General features: G+C 44.3%; 14 protein-coding genes. 8 read left to right on the top strand and 6 right to left on the bottom strand.

Going from position 1 to position 19,492, the window contains the following annotated elements:
• Positions 1-191 precede the first annotated feature (191 nt).
• The 4 genes from BM739_RS06345 to BM739_RS06330 all read left to right on the top strand — a co-directional run bounded on the left by BM739_RS06345 (position 192) and on the right by BM739_RS06330 (position 2,524).
• Positions 192-923 (top strand): DUF1538 domain-containing protein, encoded by a 732-nt coding sequence (locus tag BM739_RS06345; RefSeq protein ID WP_076538618.1) that lies wholly within the window; start codon positions 192-194, stop codon positions 921-923.
• 69 nt (positions 924-992) lie between these two features.
• Positions 993-1,766 carry a DUF1538 domain-containing protein gene (locus tag BM739_RS06340; protein WP_076538615.1) on the top strand — a complete coding sequence of 258 codons (774 nt, stop codon included), beginning with the start codon at positions 993-995 and terminating at the stop codon, positions 1,764-1,766.
• 3 nt (positions 1,767-1,769) lie between these two features.
• Positions 1,770-2,120 carry a P-II family nitrogen regulator gene (locus BM739_RS06335; RefSeq protein ID WP_076538613.1) on the top strand — a complete coding sequence of 117 codons (351 nt, stop codon included), beginning with the start codon at positions 1,770-1,772 and terminating at the stop codon, positions 2,118-2,120.
• Complete coding sequence (locus BM739_RS06330) at positions 2,117-2,524, top strand: CBS domain-containing protein (RefSeq protein WP_076538610.1); 408 nt, start codon at positions 2,117-2,119, stop codon at positions 2,522-2,524. The genes BM739_RS06335 and BM739_RS06330 overlap by 4 nt, the downstream gene beginning before the upstream one ends.
• Before the next feature lie 119 nt (positions 2,525-2,643).
• Here BM739_RS06330 and ssb read toward each other — a convergent pair whose 3' ends face one another.
• Positions 2,644-3,366, bottom strand: coding sequence for a single-stranded DNA-binding protein (ssb, locus tag BM739_RS06325; RefSeq protein WP_076538608.1), 723 nt, complete (start codon positions 3,364-3,366; stop codon positions 2,644-2,646).
• 65 nt (positions 3,367-3,431) lie between these two features.
• Positions 3,432-4,799: an MFS transporter gene (locus BM739_RS06320; RefSeq protein ID WP_076538606.1), complete on the bottom strand. Its 1,368-nt coding sequence runs from the start codon at positions 4,797-4,799 to the stop codon at positions 3,432-3,434.
• Between the two features lie 363 nt (positions 4,800-5,162).
• Here BM739_RS06320 and uvrA point away from each other — a divergent pair, with 363 nt between their 5' ends.
• From uvrA to BM739_RS06305, 3 genes are all read left to right on the top strand, one after another.
• A complete protein-coding gene (gene uvrA / locus BM739_RS06315; protein ID WP_076538604.1) occupies positions 5,163-8,066 on the top strand; it encodes an excinuclease ABC subunit UvrA in 2,904 nt (967 codons plus the stop codon).
• A 233-nt stretch (positions 8,067-8,299) separates the two neighbouring features.
• Positions 8,300-9,241, top strand: a complete 942-nt coding sequence (locus BM739_RS06310; RefSeq protein WP_083698089.1) for a M20/M25/M40 family metallo-hydrolase — start codon at positions 8,300-8,302, stop codon at positions 9,239-9,241.
• Between the two features lie 323 nt (positions 9,242-9,564).
• Positions 9,565-11,394, top strand: a complete 1,830-nt coding sequence (locus BM739_RS06305; RefSeq protein WP_076538601.1) for a DEAD/DEAH box helicase — start codon at positions 9,565-9,567, stop codon at positions 11,392-11,394.
• Positions 11,395-11,541: 147 nt separating this feature from the next.
• Here the strand turns inward: BM739_RS06305 and BM739_RS06300 are convergent, their stop codons facing one another.
• Positions 11,542-12,477 (bottom strand): DMT family transporter, encoded by a 936-nt coding sequence (locus tag BM739_RS06300; RefSeq protein ID WP_076538924.1) that lies wholly within the window; start codon positions 12,475-12,477, stop codon positions 11,542-11,544.
• 269 nt (positions 12,478-12,746) lie between these two features.
• On the opposite strand from BM739_RS06300, the gene BM739_RS06295 reads away from it, so the two are divergent.
• A complete protein-coding gene (locus tag BM739_RS06295; protein ID WP_076538599.1) occupies positions 12,747-13,850 on the top strand; it encodes a phosphoribosylaminoimidazolesuccinocarboxamide synthase in 1,104 nt (367 codons plus the stop codon).
• Positions 13,851-13,945: 95 nt separating this feature from the next.
• Here BM739_RS06295 and BM739_RS06290 read toward each other — a convergent pair whose 3' ends face one another.
• From BM739_RS06290 to BM739_RS06280, 3 genes are all read right to left on the bottom strand, one after another.
• Positions 13,946-15,079 (bottom strand): DUF1624 domain-containing protein, encoded by a 1,134-nt coding sequence (locus tag BM739_RS06290; RefSeq protein WP_076538596.1) that lies wholly within the window; start codon positions 15,077-15,079, stop codon positions 13,946-13,948.
• A gap of 228 nt (positions 15,080-15,307) precedes the next feature.
• Entirely contained in the window at positions 15,308-17,416 is a 2,109-nt protein-coding gene (locus tag BM739_RS06285; protein ID WP_254843486.1) for an ExeM/NucH family extracellular endonuclease, read from the bottom strand.
• Between the two features lie 289 nt (positions 17,417-17,705).
• Positions 17,706-19,250, bottom strand: a complete 1,545-nt coding sequence (locus BM739_RS06280; RefSeq protein ID WP_076538592.1) for a S10 family peptidase — start codon at positions 19,248-19,250, stop codon at positions 17,706-17,708.
• Positions 19,251-19,492 lie beyond the last annotated feature (242 nt).

The following is a 19,492-nucleotide window of genomic DNA, read 5'->3' as shown; positions in this document are numbered from 1 at the left end:
TACTCTCCTACTAGGATCTTTTTTAGACAAATTGATCTAGCTCAAAGATATTGTAACTTATGTTAATTTAATGTTGTTTTGCATTTGTAAACAGGCAAACTGGAACTAGCTAAAAACAATAAAGAAACCGTTTAGGCCAGCAAGTTAATACGCCGTTTGGCGGTTAGCATTTCGCCATCAAAGGAGAAGGAATGACAGGGTTAGTTAAGCTTTTACAATCCATGCTCGGCAGTTTTAAAGATCTTATTCCCATCATAGTCGTGGTGAGTTTCTTTGAAATATTTATCCTCCAACAAGCACCCGATAACTTATTTTCCATTCTTGTAGGCTTAGTATTTATTGTTCTTGGGCTAACCTTTTTTGTCTTTGGTTTAGAAATGGGGCTATTTCCCATTGGTGAATCATTGGCACACGCACTGGCCCGTAAAGGCAGTACCTTCTGGCTGGTGACCTTCTCCTTTTCATTAGGTTTCGGCACCACCTTAGCTGAACCCGCCTTAACCGCTGTCGCCGCTGAAGCAGCCCAAGTTGCAGCAGATGGTGGCGCTATCAAGGCCACTGAGGCTGCCATGGACAGCTATGCGATGGGACTGAGGTTAACCGTAGCGGTGTCGGTAGGTTTAGCGATTTTATTAGGGGTTATTCGCATTGTAAAAGGCTGGCCAATTCATTATTTGATCATTGGCGGCTACATCATAGTGATGGTGCTCACCAGCTTTGCCCCGGAGAATATTATTGGTATCGCCTATGACTCTGGCGGCGTAACCACCTCAACCATTACTGTGCCGCTGGTAACGGCTCTTGGCGTTGGCTTAGCCACAGTGATTAAAGGCCGTAATCCCATGCTTGATGGCTTTGGGCTGATTGCCTTTGCCAGTTTAACCCCGGTTATTTTTGTGCTGCTTTACGGAATGATCTTGTAATGGCATTGCTCTACAACCCTGTTTTAGCTGACGTTGTAATACATCAAAGCTGCGCCTACAAGGAGTATTATGGAGTGGATTAATCAGCTATTGGCAACCTTACTGCTTACCATGCGTGATGTGGTGCCAATTGCGACAATTTTATTTGGCTTTCAGCTGGGCGTACTCAAGCGCCCCATCGCTAATTGGAAAACCGTAGTCTTAGGTTTTGTGTATGTGATCTTAGGCTTAAGCTTTTTCCTTGTCGGCTTAGAGTTAGCGCTATTTCCCATTGGTGAAAACTTAGCGGATCAACTCACCTCCCCCAGTATTTTGCACCCTGATGGCTCCGCAGGGCCGTTTATTTGGCAAGATTACCTGTGGGTTTATGTGTTTGCAGCAGCCATTGGCTTTAGTACCACCATTGCAGAGCCGTCATTAATTGCAGTCGCGATAAAAGCCAATGAAGTCTCTGGTGGCACCATTAGTATTCAAGGCTTAAGAATTTCTGTGGCCATTGGGGTCGCTTTTGGGATCTCGCTAGGTTGTTTTCGTATTGTGGTTGGTGATCCTATTCATTACTACATCATGGCAGGCTATGTGATAGTGGTAATTCAAACCTTTTTTGCGCCGAAATCGATTATTCCTTTAGCTTATGATTCCGGCGGCGTCACCACTTCTACCGTAACAGTGCCGCTTGTGGCGGCGCTCGGTTTAGGGCTTGCCTCTAATGTTGAAGGCCGTAACCCTCTTATTGATGGCTTTGGCTTAATTGCCTTTGCCAGCTTGTTTCCCATCATTGCCGTCATGAGCTACGCCCAAATTGTAGCCTTTCTTGACCAACGAAAATCCGCCAAGGAGTAACCCATGCGATTTAAATTAATTGTCGCTTTTGTTGATGATATTAGTACCGAAGCGGTACTGGATGCCGCCAGAGAAGCTGGCGCCACTGGTGCCACTGTAATTAACCATGCACGCGGTGAAGGGCTAACTAAAAAGAAAACCTTCATGGGGCTGGGCTTAGATGTACAACGAGACGTCATTTTATGGCTGGTTGAAGAGCATATGAGCCGACATATTTTAGAAACGATCTGTGAGGTGGGCGGCTTTAATACCCATCCAGGTCAAGGAATAGCTATTCAAATTGATGTTGAAGATGCCGTTGGTGTTGCTCACCAAGTTGCAAAACTCACTGATGATATAAAGGATCAAATATGAAACCATCAACGCCAATAAAAAACCGTGATATTTTGATGAATGATTACGCCATGATTGATGGCCTGCTTACCGTCAGTGAAGCCATTAATATTGCAGTGGCAAAAAACGTCACTATTTTAGTGATTAACAAACGCCATGAGCATGATGAATACGGCATATTGTTACTCAGTGATATTGCCAGAAAAGTATTAGCCACTGATAAGTCACCAGAGCGGGTTAATGTTTATGAAATCATGATAAAGCCTGTAATGTCAGTATGCCCAGATATGGATATTCGCTATACCGCCCGCTTATTTGATCAATTCCAGATCAACAAAGCTCCTGTCATTGAACAAGGCAATATTATTGGCTTTGTCACCTATAACAATATTGTCTTAAAAGGCATGGTTAACAATGCCAGTTGATCGCAGTTTGTCATGACGACGGATGATTGCCACTAACGTAAATCGATTCCATAACCAATAAAAAACCCAGCAAATATGCTGGGTTTATAGTTTAATCTACATTCAAAATTTACTGTGAATTAAAACGGGATATCATCATCCCAATCGCCGCCTAAATCAGGTGTAGTATTTTGTGGCTGTGGCGTTGGCGCAGGGCGCTGTGCTGGAGCTGGTTGTTGAAAACCACCTTGCTGCGGTGCAGGAGCCGCTTGCTGATATCCACCCTGTGCAGGTTGCTGAGCTGGCGCTTGTTGGAAGCCACCTTGTGCTTGTTGAGCAGGCTGCTGAACTGGCGCTTGAGGCTTAGGCGTATAAGCAGGCTTTTGCGCTTGAGCTGGTTGTTGGAAACCACCTTGAGCTTGTTGCTGCTGACCATAACCCCCTTGTGCTTGCTGAGGAGCACTTTGTTGCGGCGCGTTACCGTAACCTTGGTTCATGCCACCTTGCTGACCACCACCTTGACCGCGGCTATCAAGCATTTGCATTTCCATCGCATTGATTTCAGTTTTATAGCGATCTTGACCTGTAGTCTGATCTTGCCATTTACTGGTTTGCAATTTGCCTTCTAAATAAACTTTAGAACCTTTCTTTAGGTATTCGCCTGCAACTTCAGCTAAACGACGGTACATGACGATATTGTGCCACTCGGTGCGCTCTTGCTGCTGACCCTGTTGGTCTTTCCAAGTTTCACTTGTAGCTACAGTAAAGTTGGCTACGGCATTACCGTTTGGCATGTAACGAACTTCAGGATCTTTACCTAAATTACCAACCAAAATTACTTTATTTACACCACGACTGGCCATCGAAAATCTCCTGCGATTTTATCTATTATCTAATCTAAATTACAAAACTGAGCGATCAAAACGATCTAATTGACAGAGCCTAACACAGCTCGCGCTTCACTCAAATCGAATTGATCATCAACTTTCAAATAAGCTGCTTTCTCTTCCATGACGACAATGGCTTCTGCTACCCCAGATAGCTGTGATAGCTGGGTTGCCATATCTTTGGCATGACTTCTATCTTTAACTTGTGCCTCAAGGGTATAGCTTTTTAGCAGTACGGGTTTTTCCATGCCTATGGTTAATAATAACCAAATAAACATCAGTCCAAGTGCCACATAAAATACCCCTGCAGCGCCAACCAGCTGATAAGCTCCGCCACCTAGCATACCGCCACAAAATGCCCCTAAAAATTGGCTAGTGGAATAAACGCCCATGGCTGAGCCTTTATCGCCCACCGGACAAAATTTAGCAATTAAACTGGGCAGTGACGCTTCAAGATAATTAAATCCAGTAAAAAATAACACCACAGCGGCGCTTAATACCCATAGGTTATCAGCATAAGATCCCATAGCTGCTAATGCCAGCATCATGATCATTAGTGATATTTGGAACATGGTTTTGGTGTTGTTACGTTTAACGCCAATAATAATTAACGGCACCATTAAGAAAAACGCCCCGATAAAGGCAGGGAAATACAGCATCCAGTGTTTTTCTTTGACTAAACCAGCGTCGACCAAATCCAGTGGCAAGGCCACAAACACCGCAGTCAGCACTAAATGCAGAATAAAAATCCCCGCATCGAGCCTGAACAGTTGCGGGTCCATTAACATCCGCTTTAATTTAGTGGGCGTAGCAACAGTATCGCCTTTAGGCGCTTGTGATACTGGGTTAGGCACCAACACCTGCACAATGATCATGCCTACCACCGCTAAGATAGCGGTTAAAAAGAATAGCCCTTCTAAGCCTGCATATTGGGCAACTATCGGCCCAGCAAGCAATGACAATGCAAACGAGAAACCAATACACATGCCAATAATGGCCATCACTTTAGTGCGTTGCTCATCACGGGTTAAGTCGGCGGCCAGCGCTAACACTGCTGCGGCAATGGCGCCCATCCCTTGAATGGCTCGGCCAAGCACAACGCCATAAATATGATCTGACATGGCAGCAACCACGCTGCCTATAGCAAACACCACCAGCCCAGCCAAAATAATCGGCTTACGGCCATATTTATCTGACAACATGCCCATGGGAATTTGTAACACCGCTTGGGTCAAGCCATAAGCACCGATAGCGATACCCACCCATAAAGGTGAAAAACCCTCTAAATGTTGGCCGTAAAGCGCGAATACGGGCATGATCATGAATAAGCCCATCATTCGTAAACCAAACACGCTGGCTAACGAAAACGCGACTTTCTTCTCAATGCCTGATAATCCATTGTTGGCCATTCAGTTGCCCTTAAATTGTGTATCTATAGAAAAATGCGAGTTGCGCATATTATCACAGCGTTCTAATTTAGCTCAAAAGGAATAATGAACCAAGATGCAACTGTTTGTCGTATTTGTTAATAAGGTTAAACAAACAGGTTATAATGTGTTTTATATCCCAGTCGTTTTATGTGGTTTCAGCTGCTAATAATCTGGCGTCCTGCGTACATTCAGTACCATTAACACTGTATAAAACACTGTATAAAACACTGTATAAAATACTGTATAAGCCAGTTGATTAACGATACACTAACGGCTATTTACTAAGCTAACTCAAATTTTGCTACTTTGACAAGGTAGCTAAAACAACCTGTAGAGTGATGAATGGATACCATTGAAATTCGCGGTGCACGAACCCACAATCTTAAAAACTTTGATTTAACCATCCCCCGAGACAAGCTTATTGTCATTACCGGTCTATCTGGCTCAGGTAAGTCTTCGTTAGCCTTTGATACCTTATATGCCGAAGGCCAGCGCCGTTATGTTGAGTCATTATCAGCCTATGCGCGCCAGTTTTTAAGTTTGATGGAAAAGCCTGATGTGGATCATATCGAAGGCTTAAGTCCTGCTATTTCAATTGAGCAAAAATCCACGTCCCATAATCCACGTTCAACCGTGGGTACCATCACTGAGATTTATGATTATCTTAGGCTGCTATTTGCCCGTGTTGGTGAGCCACGCTGCCCAACCCATGGTCAGGCGTTAACCGCACAAACGGTCAGCCAAATGGTAGATAAAGTATTGGAACTGCCTGAAGGCAGTCGCCAAATGCTATTGGCACCCGTGGTCAAAGCCCGTAAAGGTGAACATGTAAAATTACTCGAAAGTCTGGCTGCCCAAGGTTATGTGCGCGCCAGAATTGACGGTGAGGTTTGTGATTTATCCGATCCGCCAACCCTTGAGCTACATGTTAAGCACACCATTGAAGTGGTGGTCGATCGCTTTAAAGTGCGTGATGATTTAAAACAGCGCTTAGCAGAATCTTTTGAAACAACCTTAGAGTTATCAGGCGGTATTGCCATTATTGCCGACATGGCCGGAGAAGCCGACGAGCTGATGTTCTCGGCGAACTTTGCCTGTCCATATTGTGGCTACTCCATGGCAGAGCTTGAGCCACGTATTTTCTCATTCAATAATCCCGCTGGCGCTTGTCAAACCTGCGATGGTTTAGGTGTGCAGCAATACTTTGATGCAGAAAGAGTGATTGCCAATAGCGAGCTGTCATTAGCAGGCGGCGCCATTAGAGGCTGGGATAAACGTAATTTCTATTACTTCCAAATGCTCAGCTCCTTAGCTGAACATTATAAATTTGATGTCGAAACCCCCTTTGAACAGTTAAGCGCTAAAGTACAAAAAATTATTCTATCTGGCTCAGGTAAGCAAAATATTGCCTTTAAGTACATTAACGATCGTGGTGATGTGGTTATTCGTAATCACCCTTTTGAAGGCATCCTCAATAATATGGATCGCCGCTACCGCGAAACAGAAAGTAACTCGGTACGTGAAGAGCTATCAAAGTTTATTAATACCCAATCCTGTAAAAGCTGTGACGGCTCGCGTTTACGTGAAGAAGCCCGCAACGTATTTATTGGCGAGTTAAACTTACCGCAGCTGACTCAGTGGTCCATCGGTGAAGCCATGAGCTACTTCACTGAGATTAAATTCGAAGGGCAAAAAGCCCAGATCGCTGAAAAAATTCTTAAAGAAGTTGGCGATCGTTTAGGCTTCTTGGTCAATGTCGGCCTTAACTACCTAAGCTTAGATCGCTCAGCCGATACCTTATCAGGTGGTGAAGCTCAGCGTATTCGCTTAGCCAGCCAAATTGGCGCTGGCCTTGTGGGCGTGATGTACGTGCTGGATGAGCCTTCAATTGGCTTGCATCAGCGCGATAACGAACGTTTATTGCAAACGCTAATTCACCTGCGTGATCTCGGTAATACCGTGATTGTGGTTGAGCACGATGAAGATGCCATTCGCATGGCTGATCATGTGATTGATATTGGCCCCGGCGCAGGCGTTCACGGCGGCGAAATCATTTGTTCCGGCGATCTGCAATCGATTTTAGATTGTGAAGAATCCATCACCGGACAATACATTTCCGGTAAAAAACAAATTCATATCAGTGATAAACGCACCCCAATGGATCCCAAAAAAGTCATTGAGCTGTGCGGCGCCACGGGTAATAACCTCAAAAATGTCGACTTAACCATTCCTATTGGTTTATTTACCTGTGTTACTGGGGTGTCTGGTTCGGGTAAATCAACCTTAATTAACGACACCTTTTATAAAATTGCCCACAGAATGCTAAACGGCGCCACCATTGATGAACCCGCAGCCCATAAAAGCATTACCGGCATGGAGCAATGCGATAAGGTGGTTGATATTGATCAAAGCCCGATCGGGCGAACGCCGCGTTCAAACCCTGCCACTTACACCGGCATCTTTACTCCTATTCGTGAGTTATTTGCTGCAACGCAAGAGTCTCGTAGCCGCGGTTACTTACCGGGTCGTTTCTCGTTTAACGTTAAAGGCGGTCGCTGTGAAGCCTGTCAGGGTGATGGCTTAATTAAGGTTGAGATGCACTTTTTACCTGATGTGTATGTGCCTTGTGACTCCTGTAAAGGTAAGCGTTATAACCGCGAGACCTTGGATGTGAAATACAAGGGCAAAAATATTCACGAAGTGCTGCAAATGACCATTGAAGAAGCAAGGGTGTTCTTTGATCCGATCCCTGCTATCGCCAGAAAACTGCAAACCTTAGTGGATGTGGGCTTGGCATATATTTGTTTAGGCCAAAGTGCAACAACACTGTCCGGCGGTGAGGCCCAGCGGGTGAAACTGGCAAAAGAGCTATCAAAGCGTGACACAGGTAAAACCCTCTACATTCTTGATGAGCCCACTACTGGTTTGCACTTTGCTGATATTCAACTGCTACTCGATGTGCTGCATCGCTTAAAAGCCAAAGGCAACACCATAGTGGTCATTGAGCATAATCTTGATGTGATTAAAACGGCAGATTGGCTGGTGGATTTAGGCCCTGAAGGCGGCTCAGGTGGCGGCACTATTTTGGCAAGCGGAACCCCTGAAGAGGTGGCAAAACATAAAACCTCCCATACGGCGAGCTTTTTAAAGCCGCTATTGACCAAGAAGGCTGTTGCTAAAAAAGAGCTCGCTAATAAAAGTGGCGTGAAGAAAAGTCCACCAAAGAAGGCCACTAACGCCAAATAGCGATTACACTGTTAGTCATTGCACTATCCGTAGCTAATCTATTCGTCATTGCGCTATTTGTCATTGCACAGATAGCACCAACAGCGGTATTCGCACCATTGAGTTAGTTTACTCATCAAGCCAGAGGGATATAAATGGAATTTTACCAAAATACTCTGGCTTATCTATCCTCGGTAATAAAATCATTTCTGCAAAAATGTCATTTTCAAAAACCACCCTGTTTCACTGTATCCATGAGATTGACGCCTGTGGCATTGTGCTTATTGCTAAGCGGCTGCGCCTCGCAAAACTGTGGTAATGATACTTCCAGTCAATGGGCTGATAAAAATCAGCTCATCGAGGATATTCGCACATTAACCAGTGATGATTTTGCTGGCCGTAAAACCAATACCATAGGCGTAGAAAAAACCCGCCAATACCTAAGTGCGCGCTTTATTGAACTGGGGTTATCACCTTGGCAAAACGACTTTGCGGTGCCATTTATTTATCGGCAAAACTTTGCTGATAAACAGGGAATAAACCTCATTGCCACTATCCAATCAAAGCAAGCATCCCAGCGCTGGCGCATTATTACCGCCCACTATGACCATTTAGGCAGTCGTGGCAGCAAAGTCTATGCAGGTGCTGATGATAACGCTTCAGGCATTGCCGCCATGCTCGCGATTGCAAAGCAATGGCAGCAAGATGGCGATCCGGCGGTTAATTTAATGCTAGTGGCCACCGATGCTGAAGAACCGGGGTTATTTGGCTCATACGCGCTAGTTCAGCAACTGTTAAAACTGCCCGATATGCAGCTAGAAATGTCGCTAAACCTAGACATGATTGGCCACCCTTCTAGGCCCAAAGCCATCTATATTGAAGGTGAGCAAAATCTATCTCAATTTACGCAGATAAAACACCAACTCCAAAACGACAATAATCTATGTGTGAGGCAGAGTCGTTCAAGGCTAAATGATGGCAGTATGCTCAAAATTAATTGGCTGCGGGCATCAGATCATTACCCGTTTCACAAAGCCGGTATTCCTTGGCTCTATTTAGGCGTGCCAACCCACAAGCAATACCACACTGCAGAAGACACCATAGAGACTATCGATTTTGACTTTTTAGCCGCTGTCACTGAAACGGCATTCACGCTAGTTAAACTGGATAAACAGCGCATCATTACAAAGCGCTAGAAATTGAGCTCAGGGCGATTGCCGCCACAGCATTTTCGAAAAAGGCTTGTTTATCGGCGATAATATATCGATTAAATGAATCACGGCCATGAATAACCGGTTCTGGTTAATTACCTCAAAAATAACTTAGTTAATCGCTCAATAAGCACTACAATAATCAGGCCAATTTTAGTTATTTGTTAAAATTAGATAGTCAACGAGGCCAAAGCTTGCTATAATATCGCCCCTTTGACGCGGGAAATCGACACGGGGTTGATTTTCTGTCTGTGAAACTCTAGTACGAATGCCAATAACTTCGTACGCATCCACAAGGCTACAACTCAATGTCATCCGATGAAAGAACTTTCCGCGAACTTGGTTTATCCGAGAATTTGCTTCGTGCCCTTGACGATCTAGGTTACGAAAAACCAACTCCAATTCAGTCTGCTAGTATCGATCCTTTAATGGAAGGTAAAGATATTTTAGGCCAAGCTCAAACAGGTACAGGTAAAACAGGTGCTTTCGCACTGCCTTTACTGAGTAATGTTGACCAAAAGCTGAATGCTCCTCAAATCCTAGTGCTTGCACCAACACGTGAACTTGCTGTTCAGGTTGCTGAAGCATTTGGAAGCTACGCTAAACACATGAAAGGCTTCCATGTACTACCTATTTACGGTGGTCAAAGCATGCATCAACAATTAAGTGCGCTACGTCGTGGCCCACAAGTTGTTGTTGGTACGCCGGGTCGTGTTATGGACCACATGCGTCGTGGCACTCTTAAACTTGATGCACTACAAGCACTTGTTCTTGATGAAGCTGATGAAATGCTAAAAATGGGCTTCATCGATGATATCGAATGGGTTCTTGAGCACAAACCAAAAGACAGCCAACTTGCGCTTTTCTCTGCGACTATGCCAGAGCAAATCAAGCGCGTTGCGAACAAGCACTTAAACGACCCTGTTCATATTAGTATTGCAGCTAGCCATACTACTGTTGAGTCAATTGATCAGCGTTATGTTCAAGTATCACAACACAACAAACTTGAAGCGTTAGTACGTGTTTTAGAAGTTGAAAATACTGAAGGTATTATCATCTTCGTACGTACCCGTAACAGCTGTGTTGAACTTGCTGAAAAACTTGAAGCTCGCGGCTATGCATCTTCACCATTACACGGTGATATGAACCAACAAGCCCGTGAACGTGCTGTTGACCAGCTTAAACGCGGCAAGTTAGACATCCTAATTGCTACTGACGTTGCGGCCCGTGGTCTTGACGTTGAACGTATTGGTCACGTAGTTAACTACGATATCCCATATGATTCAGAAGCTTATGTACACCGTATTGGCCGTACAGGTCGTGCTGGTCGTACTGGTATGGCAATTCTTTTCGTTACCAACCGTGAAATGCGTATGCTTCGCACTATCGAACGTGCAACGAACAGCCGTATCTCGCCAATGAAAGTACCTAGCCCAGAAACTGTTGCTGAGCGTCGTTTATCACGCTTAGGTGAGCAAATCCAAGAAACCGTTAACGGTGACTTAGATTTCATGAAAAATGCAGTGGCTCAGTTATGTCAGCAGCTTGAAATTGACACAGACTTACTTGCAGCAGCATTACTTCAACAAGTACAGGCTGAGCGTCCATTACAACTTCCTGCGATTCAAGAGCGTCAACGTGATTCACGTGACCGTGATGATCGTGGTCCTCGCGACGCTGGTCGTGAGCGTCCTCGTCGTGATTCACGCGGCAGCCGTCCATTGCCAACAAGCTTTGGTAGCGCTGAAGGCCTGAAAGATAAGCCTGACGTTAAAATGTGTCGTTACGTAATCGATGTAGGTCGTGATAACGGTGTTGGTGTTGGTAATATCGTTGGCGCTATCGCTAACGAAGCAAACATTGACAGCCAGTTCATTGGTCAAATTCAATTATTTGATCAAGTTACTTCAATTGACTTGCCAGACGGCATGCCAAAAGATGTACTAGGCCATTTAAGAAAAGTACGTGTTTGTGGTAAAGCATTAAACATTCGTGAAGCGAGTGATGCCTCTTTCCCAGCTGAAGCACCACGTCGTCCACGTAGTGACCGTGCTCGTAGCGACCGCCCTCGTGGTGATCGTCCACGTAGTGACCGTCCTCGTAGCGACCGTCCACGTAAGCCACGCGACAGCGAGTAAATACTTGCAGTCCAACTAACGTTGGTTTGACGCATAAAAATGGAGCCTTGTGGCTCCATTTTTTATGGCTGAAAGAAAACTCACCCTATAAAGACTAATAACTCAAAAGCTATCACCATATAAGCTTTAGTCGTAAACGCTTTTCTCTCAAACGCTTTCACCTTCAACACGGGCTTGCCGCTTTCGCTTGTCGGCCACATACAAGGGCCATAGCTGCATGGTAAACACAGCGCCAACAATCAATACAATCCCCAGCAGCGACCACAGATCCATCACATCAGCCTTAAACACTGCAGGCCACCAGCCTAAATACACCACTAACGCGTTAACGCTAAAACTGAGCACTGGCGTCAGCGCGAGCATGGCGCTCACCTGCGCCGTCGGCCAATACTTCATCGCCTGACCAAAACAGCCATAAGCAATTAGGGTATTGATGGCACAAAAACCGACGATTAACCAATGGCTGCTATCCATAACCTCAAAGTGGCTAAACTCGCTAAACGGCGCCATCACAAAGATCCCTAAGCCATAAATACATAGCAACACATTATTGGGCGATAGCTTAGTGAACAGTGACTTTTGCAATAAGGCATAGCTCGTCCACGACAACACTGAAAACTGCACAATCAGCACCCCAAATAGAATTTGACTGCTATTTTCTGCCGATACATCAAGGCTGGGATGAAAGAACAGCAACACCCCTAATGCCAGTGCAGCAAAGCAACTTAACTGCACCGCCGTGAGCCGCTCTTTAAAAAACAGCGCGCCACCAAAGGCTAAAAAGAACGGCGCAGTTTGAAAGTTAAGTTGCGCAGTACCTGGGGATAAATAATCCAGTGAATACACAAAAGAGGTGTAATTGAACATCAGTAAAATGCCTGCAGCAGCAAGCTTTAGCCAATCAAGACCCTGCAGTTGACTAAATTGCTTTAAATTACCAAAGCGCCATAACAGGATAAATGTCACCCCAAAGGCCACTAAAAACCTAAACCAAGTTAAGGTCACCGGATCAATAAACCCTCCTGATAACTTAAGCGCTATGGGTAATATCCCCCAAAACACAATGGCAACGCTGACAAACATAAGACCTAAACGGGTATGGCTCACAAGTGATTCACTCTTTAATGGTAAACGTGCAGAAAATTCATTCTAAAGAGCTATGCCATTAAAGCCAATGGCTAATAGCGAGTTTAATTTGCCTCAGTATTCGCTATACAGGATTAAGAGTTTAGCCGCCTGATAAGCATGGAAATCTGCCTTAATACAGGTAAAATAGCCGCCATAAAAATACCTAACTATCCTTATCAATAAAGGATATCTCCCTACACTCAATTTCTTAAGGAATACTGGCCATGAGTCTTGCTGATTCAGTTCTCGCTATCAATAACGATTTGCCGATCCGAACCGATAAGCCAGTACACAGCGGTAAAGTTCGCAGTGTATATTGGTTAACTGAGGCTGATAGCCGCCGCTTGATTGCTGATAAAGGCTATAACGTGCCAGCTGACACCCCATTAGCGATAATGGTGATCAGCGATCGCATTTCAGCATTTGATTGTATTTTTCATGGTGAAGGTAATTTACAAGGCATCCCTGGTAAAGGAGCTGCCCTTAACGCTATCTCTAATCATTGGTTTAAGTTGTTTGCTGAAAATGGTTTAGCTGATAGCCATATTCTTGATATTCCACACCCATTTGTATGGATTGTGCAAAAAGCTCGCCCTATTAAGGTTGAAGCAATTTGCCGTCAATACATTACCGGTTCAATGTGGCGCGCTTACGCCAAAGGCGAACGAGAATTTTGTGGTATTACCTTGCCTGAAGGGTTAACCAAAGATCAAAAATTGCCAGAGTTACTGATCACCCCTTCAACCAAAGGTATTTTAACCGGTATTCCAGGTGTGCCTGAGCAAGATGATGTCAATATCAGCCGCGCCGACATTGAAGCCAATTACCAAGCCTTTGGCTTTGAAAAAGCTGAAGATATCGACTTATATGAAGTGTTATTAAAGCAAGGCTTTAAGGTCATCTCAGATGCACTAGCCACTCATGACCAAATGTTTGTCGATACTAAATTTGAGTTTGGCTATGTCAATGACAAAGACGGTAACTCAAAACTGATTTACATGGATGAAGTGGGCACACCAGACTCGTCACGTATTTGGGATGGCGCTGCCTATCGTGATGGCAAGGTTGTTGAAAACTCCAAAGAAGGCTTTCGTCAATTTCTGCTCAATCATTTTGACGATGCCGATATTTTGCTTAACAAAGACAGAATGCCTGAGCGTGAAGCCCTCGCCCGTGATAACGACTTACCATTAGATGCGATGATGAATGTGTCACGCACCTACACTGGCGTGGCAGAAAAGGTAACCGGCACTAGCATCTCGCTAGCTGACAACCCAAAAGCGGATATTATTAAGGTGTTAGCCGAGCAATATGACTTAATCGACTAATACTAAGACTAATTCCACATATAAAACGAAAAAGGCGCTTAATGCGCCTTTTTAGTATCTACTGATTAACCACAAGATTTTGGTTAAGCTAGTGCCTAAAAATACTTAATCCAGCCCTGCTTGCTTTGATGCTTATACTGACTAAACCACTTGGTTGGAAAGTATAAAAGCAGCGCCAATATCACTGTCACTACCCACACCCAGCTTATATCGGCAAAGCCATATAAATCGCCATAGTTAGGCCCAATAACATTAACGGCAAAACGGTACATAAACAGTAATACATATAAATGCACAATATAGAAAAACATTGGCGCTGAACCAAAGGTTGACAGCACTTTACCATAGCGTGGGTTCAGCTTTTCAAGCGCCCGTAAACACAATAAAGTGCCGCCAATAGTCACCAGTAAAAAGTCCAATGAAGGTGGGTATTTCGTTAAGTTAAATACCGACTTTAATGTCATTACTAGGGTTTCACCTTGCTGCCAATCAAGCGTTTCGCCGTAAATATTAAAGCCACGTAAGACAGCAAAAATCGCGAAACTGCTTAAGCCAAGCCCAATGAGCAGATTATGACGTTTGTTATCATCAAAGCTTGCGCTGTAAATCGGTGCTATCACATAGCCTAACAAAATAACCCCAATCCAAGGCAGCACCGGATAACTGGCTCTAATACCGATAAAGTCATTAGGTAAGATATTACCGCGGTCATGCAATATGGCCCATAACGTATAACCCCACTCCCCTGGCGAGAAACTAATAGGCGTAAGCATGTTATGGCCAAATACGATCACCAAGCCAATGAGCCCAAGCCAAAATCTTGGTAAGCCGATTAATAACGCTAGCGCCAACATACTGATACCAATTGCCCACATGACTTGCAGCCAAATCATCTCGTAATTACCCATCCACTGAAACGTAATCACTGTGCACTCTAATGCGATAATAAACAGGCCACGCTTGATTAAAAATGACCTTGCTGAGCGCTCTGGCCCAAATTGCGGATGGCTATACAACCAAGCAGATACTCCGGTTAAAAACACAAAAGTCGGCGCACAAAAATGCGCTGCAAATCGGCTTAAAAATAATCCGGTACTGGTGCTATCCAGTGTCATCGGATCGGTGACTTGCTCATGAAAGAAAAACCGTTCTCTCACATGATCCAGCAGCATGATGAGCATCACAATGCCACGCATAATATCGATACTATCAATGCGCTTTTTTAACATTGGCGCGGTTACGGTATTCAACTTTTCTACTCTCTTTAACACTTAAAAAACACAGCCAATTAATGGGGCAATTACTAGTATGACACTATAACAGGCGGTTTTTTTATCGCGGTGATTTAAAGTAAATTGCCTGCAAAGCAAGCACAAAGCGTAATAAAATACGCTCAAAAAATTTACAAACCACCACCGATTTTAAATGATAATGATTTCTATTAAATAATAGGTCAATTAGCTTTTACGGCGCAGGCCTAAAGCTGACAACAGTAATAAGCCTAAGTAACCTAAGCTGGCGCCATCATCTTTGGCTGTCGTTATAGACTCTGCATTTTTAGTATCCTGTACTGCGGGATATGCCAGTGCAATGATCACCGGATCGTGATCTGATGATGAATAGCCATTGTCAGACTTAGCTAAGTCGCCGGTGTATTTGCTACTGTATTCAAACAAGCTCGATTCAACCGCATTGATATGCCAGTCTTCAATCGCCACTAGCCGAGCCGCTAAGCTGCTATTACCTAAAGCGTGGTCTAAATTACCCAACTCACCAGCATAACTGTAGGAGTAAGTAGCCGCTCCATGTGCTTGGGTGTTTAAGTTAATTAGCCCATAGCCCTTATCAATCACACCTCCTTGTACATCATAGTCGGCGCCATTTAAACTGGTGTGTGAGGCGGTTTTTATTACATGTTCACTCAGGCTGGCATCATAGTCAGTGAGCACTGCTAACGGATCTTCTTTGCCATAGGCATTTAAATCGCCGATCACCAGCACATCACCGTCTAAGGCTGTTACCGACTCGCCGATCACCTTGGCGGCAGAAACCCGAAACGCATTACACTTGCCCTGTAAATCCTCTGGCTCTGAATCTTCATTAAAGCTTAACCAATCTTCGATACAACCTGAGCCTTTAGATTTAAAGTGATTAACCACAATCGTCAGCTTTTGACCATTAATGCTAAAGCTTTGCATTAGACTGTGGCGCTGATATTTATGGTAGCCAGGGTTTGTTTCTGTAACGCCCTCATTGATTCGGGTTAGCGCTCCTTCTGCCACGTGTTGCTCAGGGGTCGCGATGATTTGAGCTGCGTCAGCTAAAGCGACAACGGCGGGTCGATATAATATGCCAACCGCGATGGCATCAGTGCCGATGAAACCGTCATTGTCAGTGACTTCAACAAATTGATAAACCTGCTCAGGTGCCAGCTTGGCATTAAGGGCATCAACTAGATTTTGAATGGCACTTAACTTACCAAAGCCATTATTTTCAACTTCCATTAAGCCAATAATATCGGCATTCATCGCCGCCATCGCATTCACGATTTTTGTGCGCTGCAGCAGCATTTCTGACTCAAGCTTTGCCCCGCGGTTGTGGCCTAATGGATTTTTATCACCGCCAAACTCACTATTAAAGAAGTTCAGTACATTAAAACTTGCTACCCGTAAGTCACCTTGGTTAGCTACCGCTGGCGCCGCGGTGCGATCATGATGGCGAATAAAATCACTGGCATTAATGTCATTGGTTGGCATAAAGCGATATTGCTCATAACTATAGCCAATCACACCTTCAATATTGGTTAACTGATCGCCAACCCGAATATAGCCGTTATCGGCATTAAAACTTGGGAAGTACGGCACCTCACCATGTTCAGCTTTATAGTCTGACTCAACCACCAGCTGATTGGCGATATTGGCTTTGTTTAATGCTATCGCTGCTGCTGATAATGGCGCGTAAACCTGCGTGGCTTTCATCAATGGCGCTTGATGTGATAACACCATGTTGTTGCGATATGAGTCATAATCTAGGCTAAATGAACGGGTCACTTTCATATCACTGGCAGAGTCTAATACCACTTTCATGCCTTCAACACGCTCAAGCGCTTCGGCAAGTGATTGACCATCTGCAATACGTAACGGGGTTGCTGGCAACTCACCAACATAATTACCTAAGTGAAATTGTTGCTGCTCTTCAATATTAATTTGGGTAAAGCCGGCATATTGTTGCACTTTACCAGTGACGCAAATCTGCATCCCCGGGACGATTGCTGCTGGCGCAGTGTCTCCCCAATGAACAAAAATACCGTCAGATGCCAAAGGCGAGCCGTCACCTTGGGGATCTTGAATAAAAAAACCTTTATATAATCGTTCTGCCCGCGCAGTGACCACACCTTTAGTGGTCACTTCAAGAATGGATTCATCAGCGCCTGCAGCGATCAATGGACTCGTCGCACCAGCGCCTTGGATCTCATAGATAGGAATAGTGCTTTTGCCTTCACATGAAAACTCACTCGCGCTAGCGCCTTGTGACGTTACTGCTTTGGCCTGTGCCAGCATCGGCATAACCAATGTGATGGCTAACGATATTGCAGATAACTTGCTTACTCTCATTTAACACTCCAACTTATTCTTCTTTTTATTATTCTTAGTATGCTGATTGAAGCCATATTACAACGGATCATTTAATCGCTAATCCGTTGAATTATATTCTTAAAATCCCATTTTGCACGCAGCAATGTATTCGCATTCTTTATGCTGATTTTTATATCGAAAAAGGAGCCGTAGCTCCTTTTTAATCAATAGCTCAGCCGCCTAAAATCAGTGCGACTTTGCTACTTTTAAACATTAGCAGTTAATATTTTGCTGCCACATCGCCTTTTGGCAAACTGTTCTTAATAAACTCACGTAAGTCTTGATTCGATTGCTTTAAGTCTTCGGCACGTAAATACATCATATGGCCGCTGCGGTAGCCTTTAAAGCTAAGGCGTTGTTTCATTTTGCTGCTCGGATCTAGTTGCCACATGCTGTATTTGGCATCGAAGTAGTTCGTCGCGCCGTCATAGTAACCCGCTTGAAATAACACATTTAAATATGGGTTTTGCGCCATCGCTTGACGTAGGTTTTCACCGGTTTTATTTTCAGTGCGATCCCACGGATGCACATCACCCAGCATGTAATATTTCACATCGGTTTTGTAATTTAGCTCTTCACGCATGTAAGCATTAATTGCTGGGGTAAAGGAGTGCAACCAAGACATAAGCTCAGCGTTAAAGTCTGGGCTATCGCCAACGTCTTGCTTATCAATGCCGATATAACGTGAGTCTAAACGGCCAATGGTTTGACCGCGCTCACGCAGTAACTCTTTCCAAAAATAGCGAGTTGATACATCAAGGTTTGATTTCAAAATAACATCAACACTGAGGCCTGAATACAGCGCCACTTTCTCTGCAATTTTTTGCTTATGATCTGGAGCGATAAAGCCGCCCATGGCCAATGCAGGGATATATTCATTAATGGTAAAGGCTTCAACTTCAGGTAAAAATTCAGCAAGGTCAGCTTGTTGAAGTTCAGGGCTTAAGGCTTTGTGGAACCAAGCCGCTGCCGCGAAATACGGTAAGCGATTAGCTGATTTAACCGGGCCTTTACGTTCAATACCCATGTCTGTCGGCGAAACTAAAATCACCCCATTCACATACATCCACTGGCGATTTTGGAGCTCTAACGCCAAGCCTGCAACTCGAGTGGTACCATAGCTTTCACCAATCAGATATTTAGGTGAGCGCCAGCGTTCATTACGACTGACAAAGGTATTGACCCATTCTGCTAAATATTTGATATCAGCGTTAACCCCAAAGAACATCTCTTGCTGCTCATCTTTACTTGGCATCTCGCCGCCTTTATTAGCTAGCACTCTTGAATAGCCAGTATTAACTGGGTTTACATATACAATGTCGGCAATATCTAAAATCGAGTATGGATTGGTTTTCACCCCATAAGGTTGTAGCGGGTAACCTTCATCATCGACATTAATTGCACGCGGGCCGGTATAACCAATATCCATCCACACAGAAGCAGAGCCTGGGCCACCGTTAAAAGAGATTAACAGCGGTCGTTTGGCGGTGTTTTTTATATTATCTCGTTGATAATAGGTATAACTTAAAGTGGCAACCGCCTCGCCTTTTTTGTTCCAAACTGGCTGAGTGCCGACCGTTGCGGTATAGGAGAAGCTATTACCGTTCACCTTGGTTTTATGGTTAGTCACCACAGTGCTATCCACTGCGATGTTACGGCCATAATCTGTTTTTTTGCTCACTGCGGGCTCTTCAGCAATCGCGGCACTGGAAACAGAGCAAAATAACAATGCGGCAAGAATGCCTGTTCGACTGGCGGTGTTCATAGCTTCTCTCTTATTATTAATGTTCTAGATTGAGGGCTTAGGATTTACGATTTTACTTTGCTGCACATCATTCGGTTTAAGCAGCAAAAAGCGAATAAATCTCATTATTGGAGCCTATTTAATTAACATATCAGCTAAAGTGCAACATCACAGTTGTGCCTTTTCGTTACAGCTAGCGTAATACATTGTTTATTAAGCGATTTGCCGTTTATATAAATCGTAACTAAACGTACACCTTTATT

The organism is Shewanella sp. UCD-KL21 (assembly GCF_001957135.1).
Classification (GTDB): domain Bacteria; phylum Pseudomonadota; class Gammaproteobacteria; order Enterobacterales; family Shewanellaceae; genus Shewanella.
Note: the sequence above shows the minus strand (reverse complement) of the source record. Positions and strands in the feature narration are given on the sequence as shown.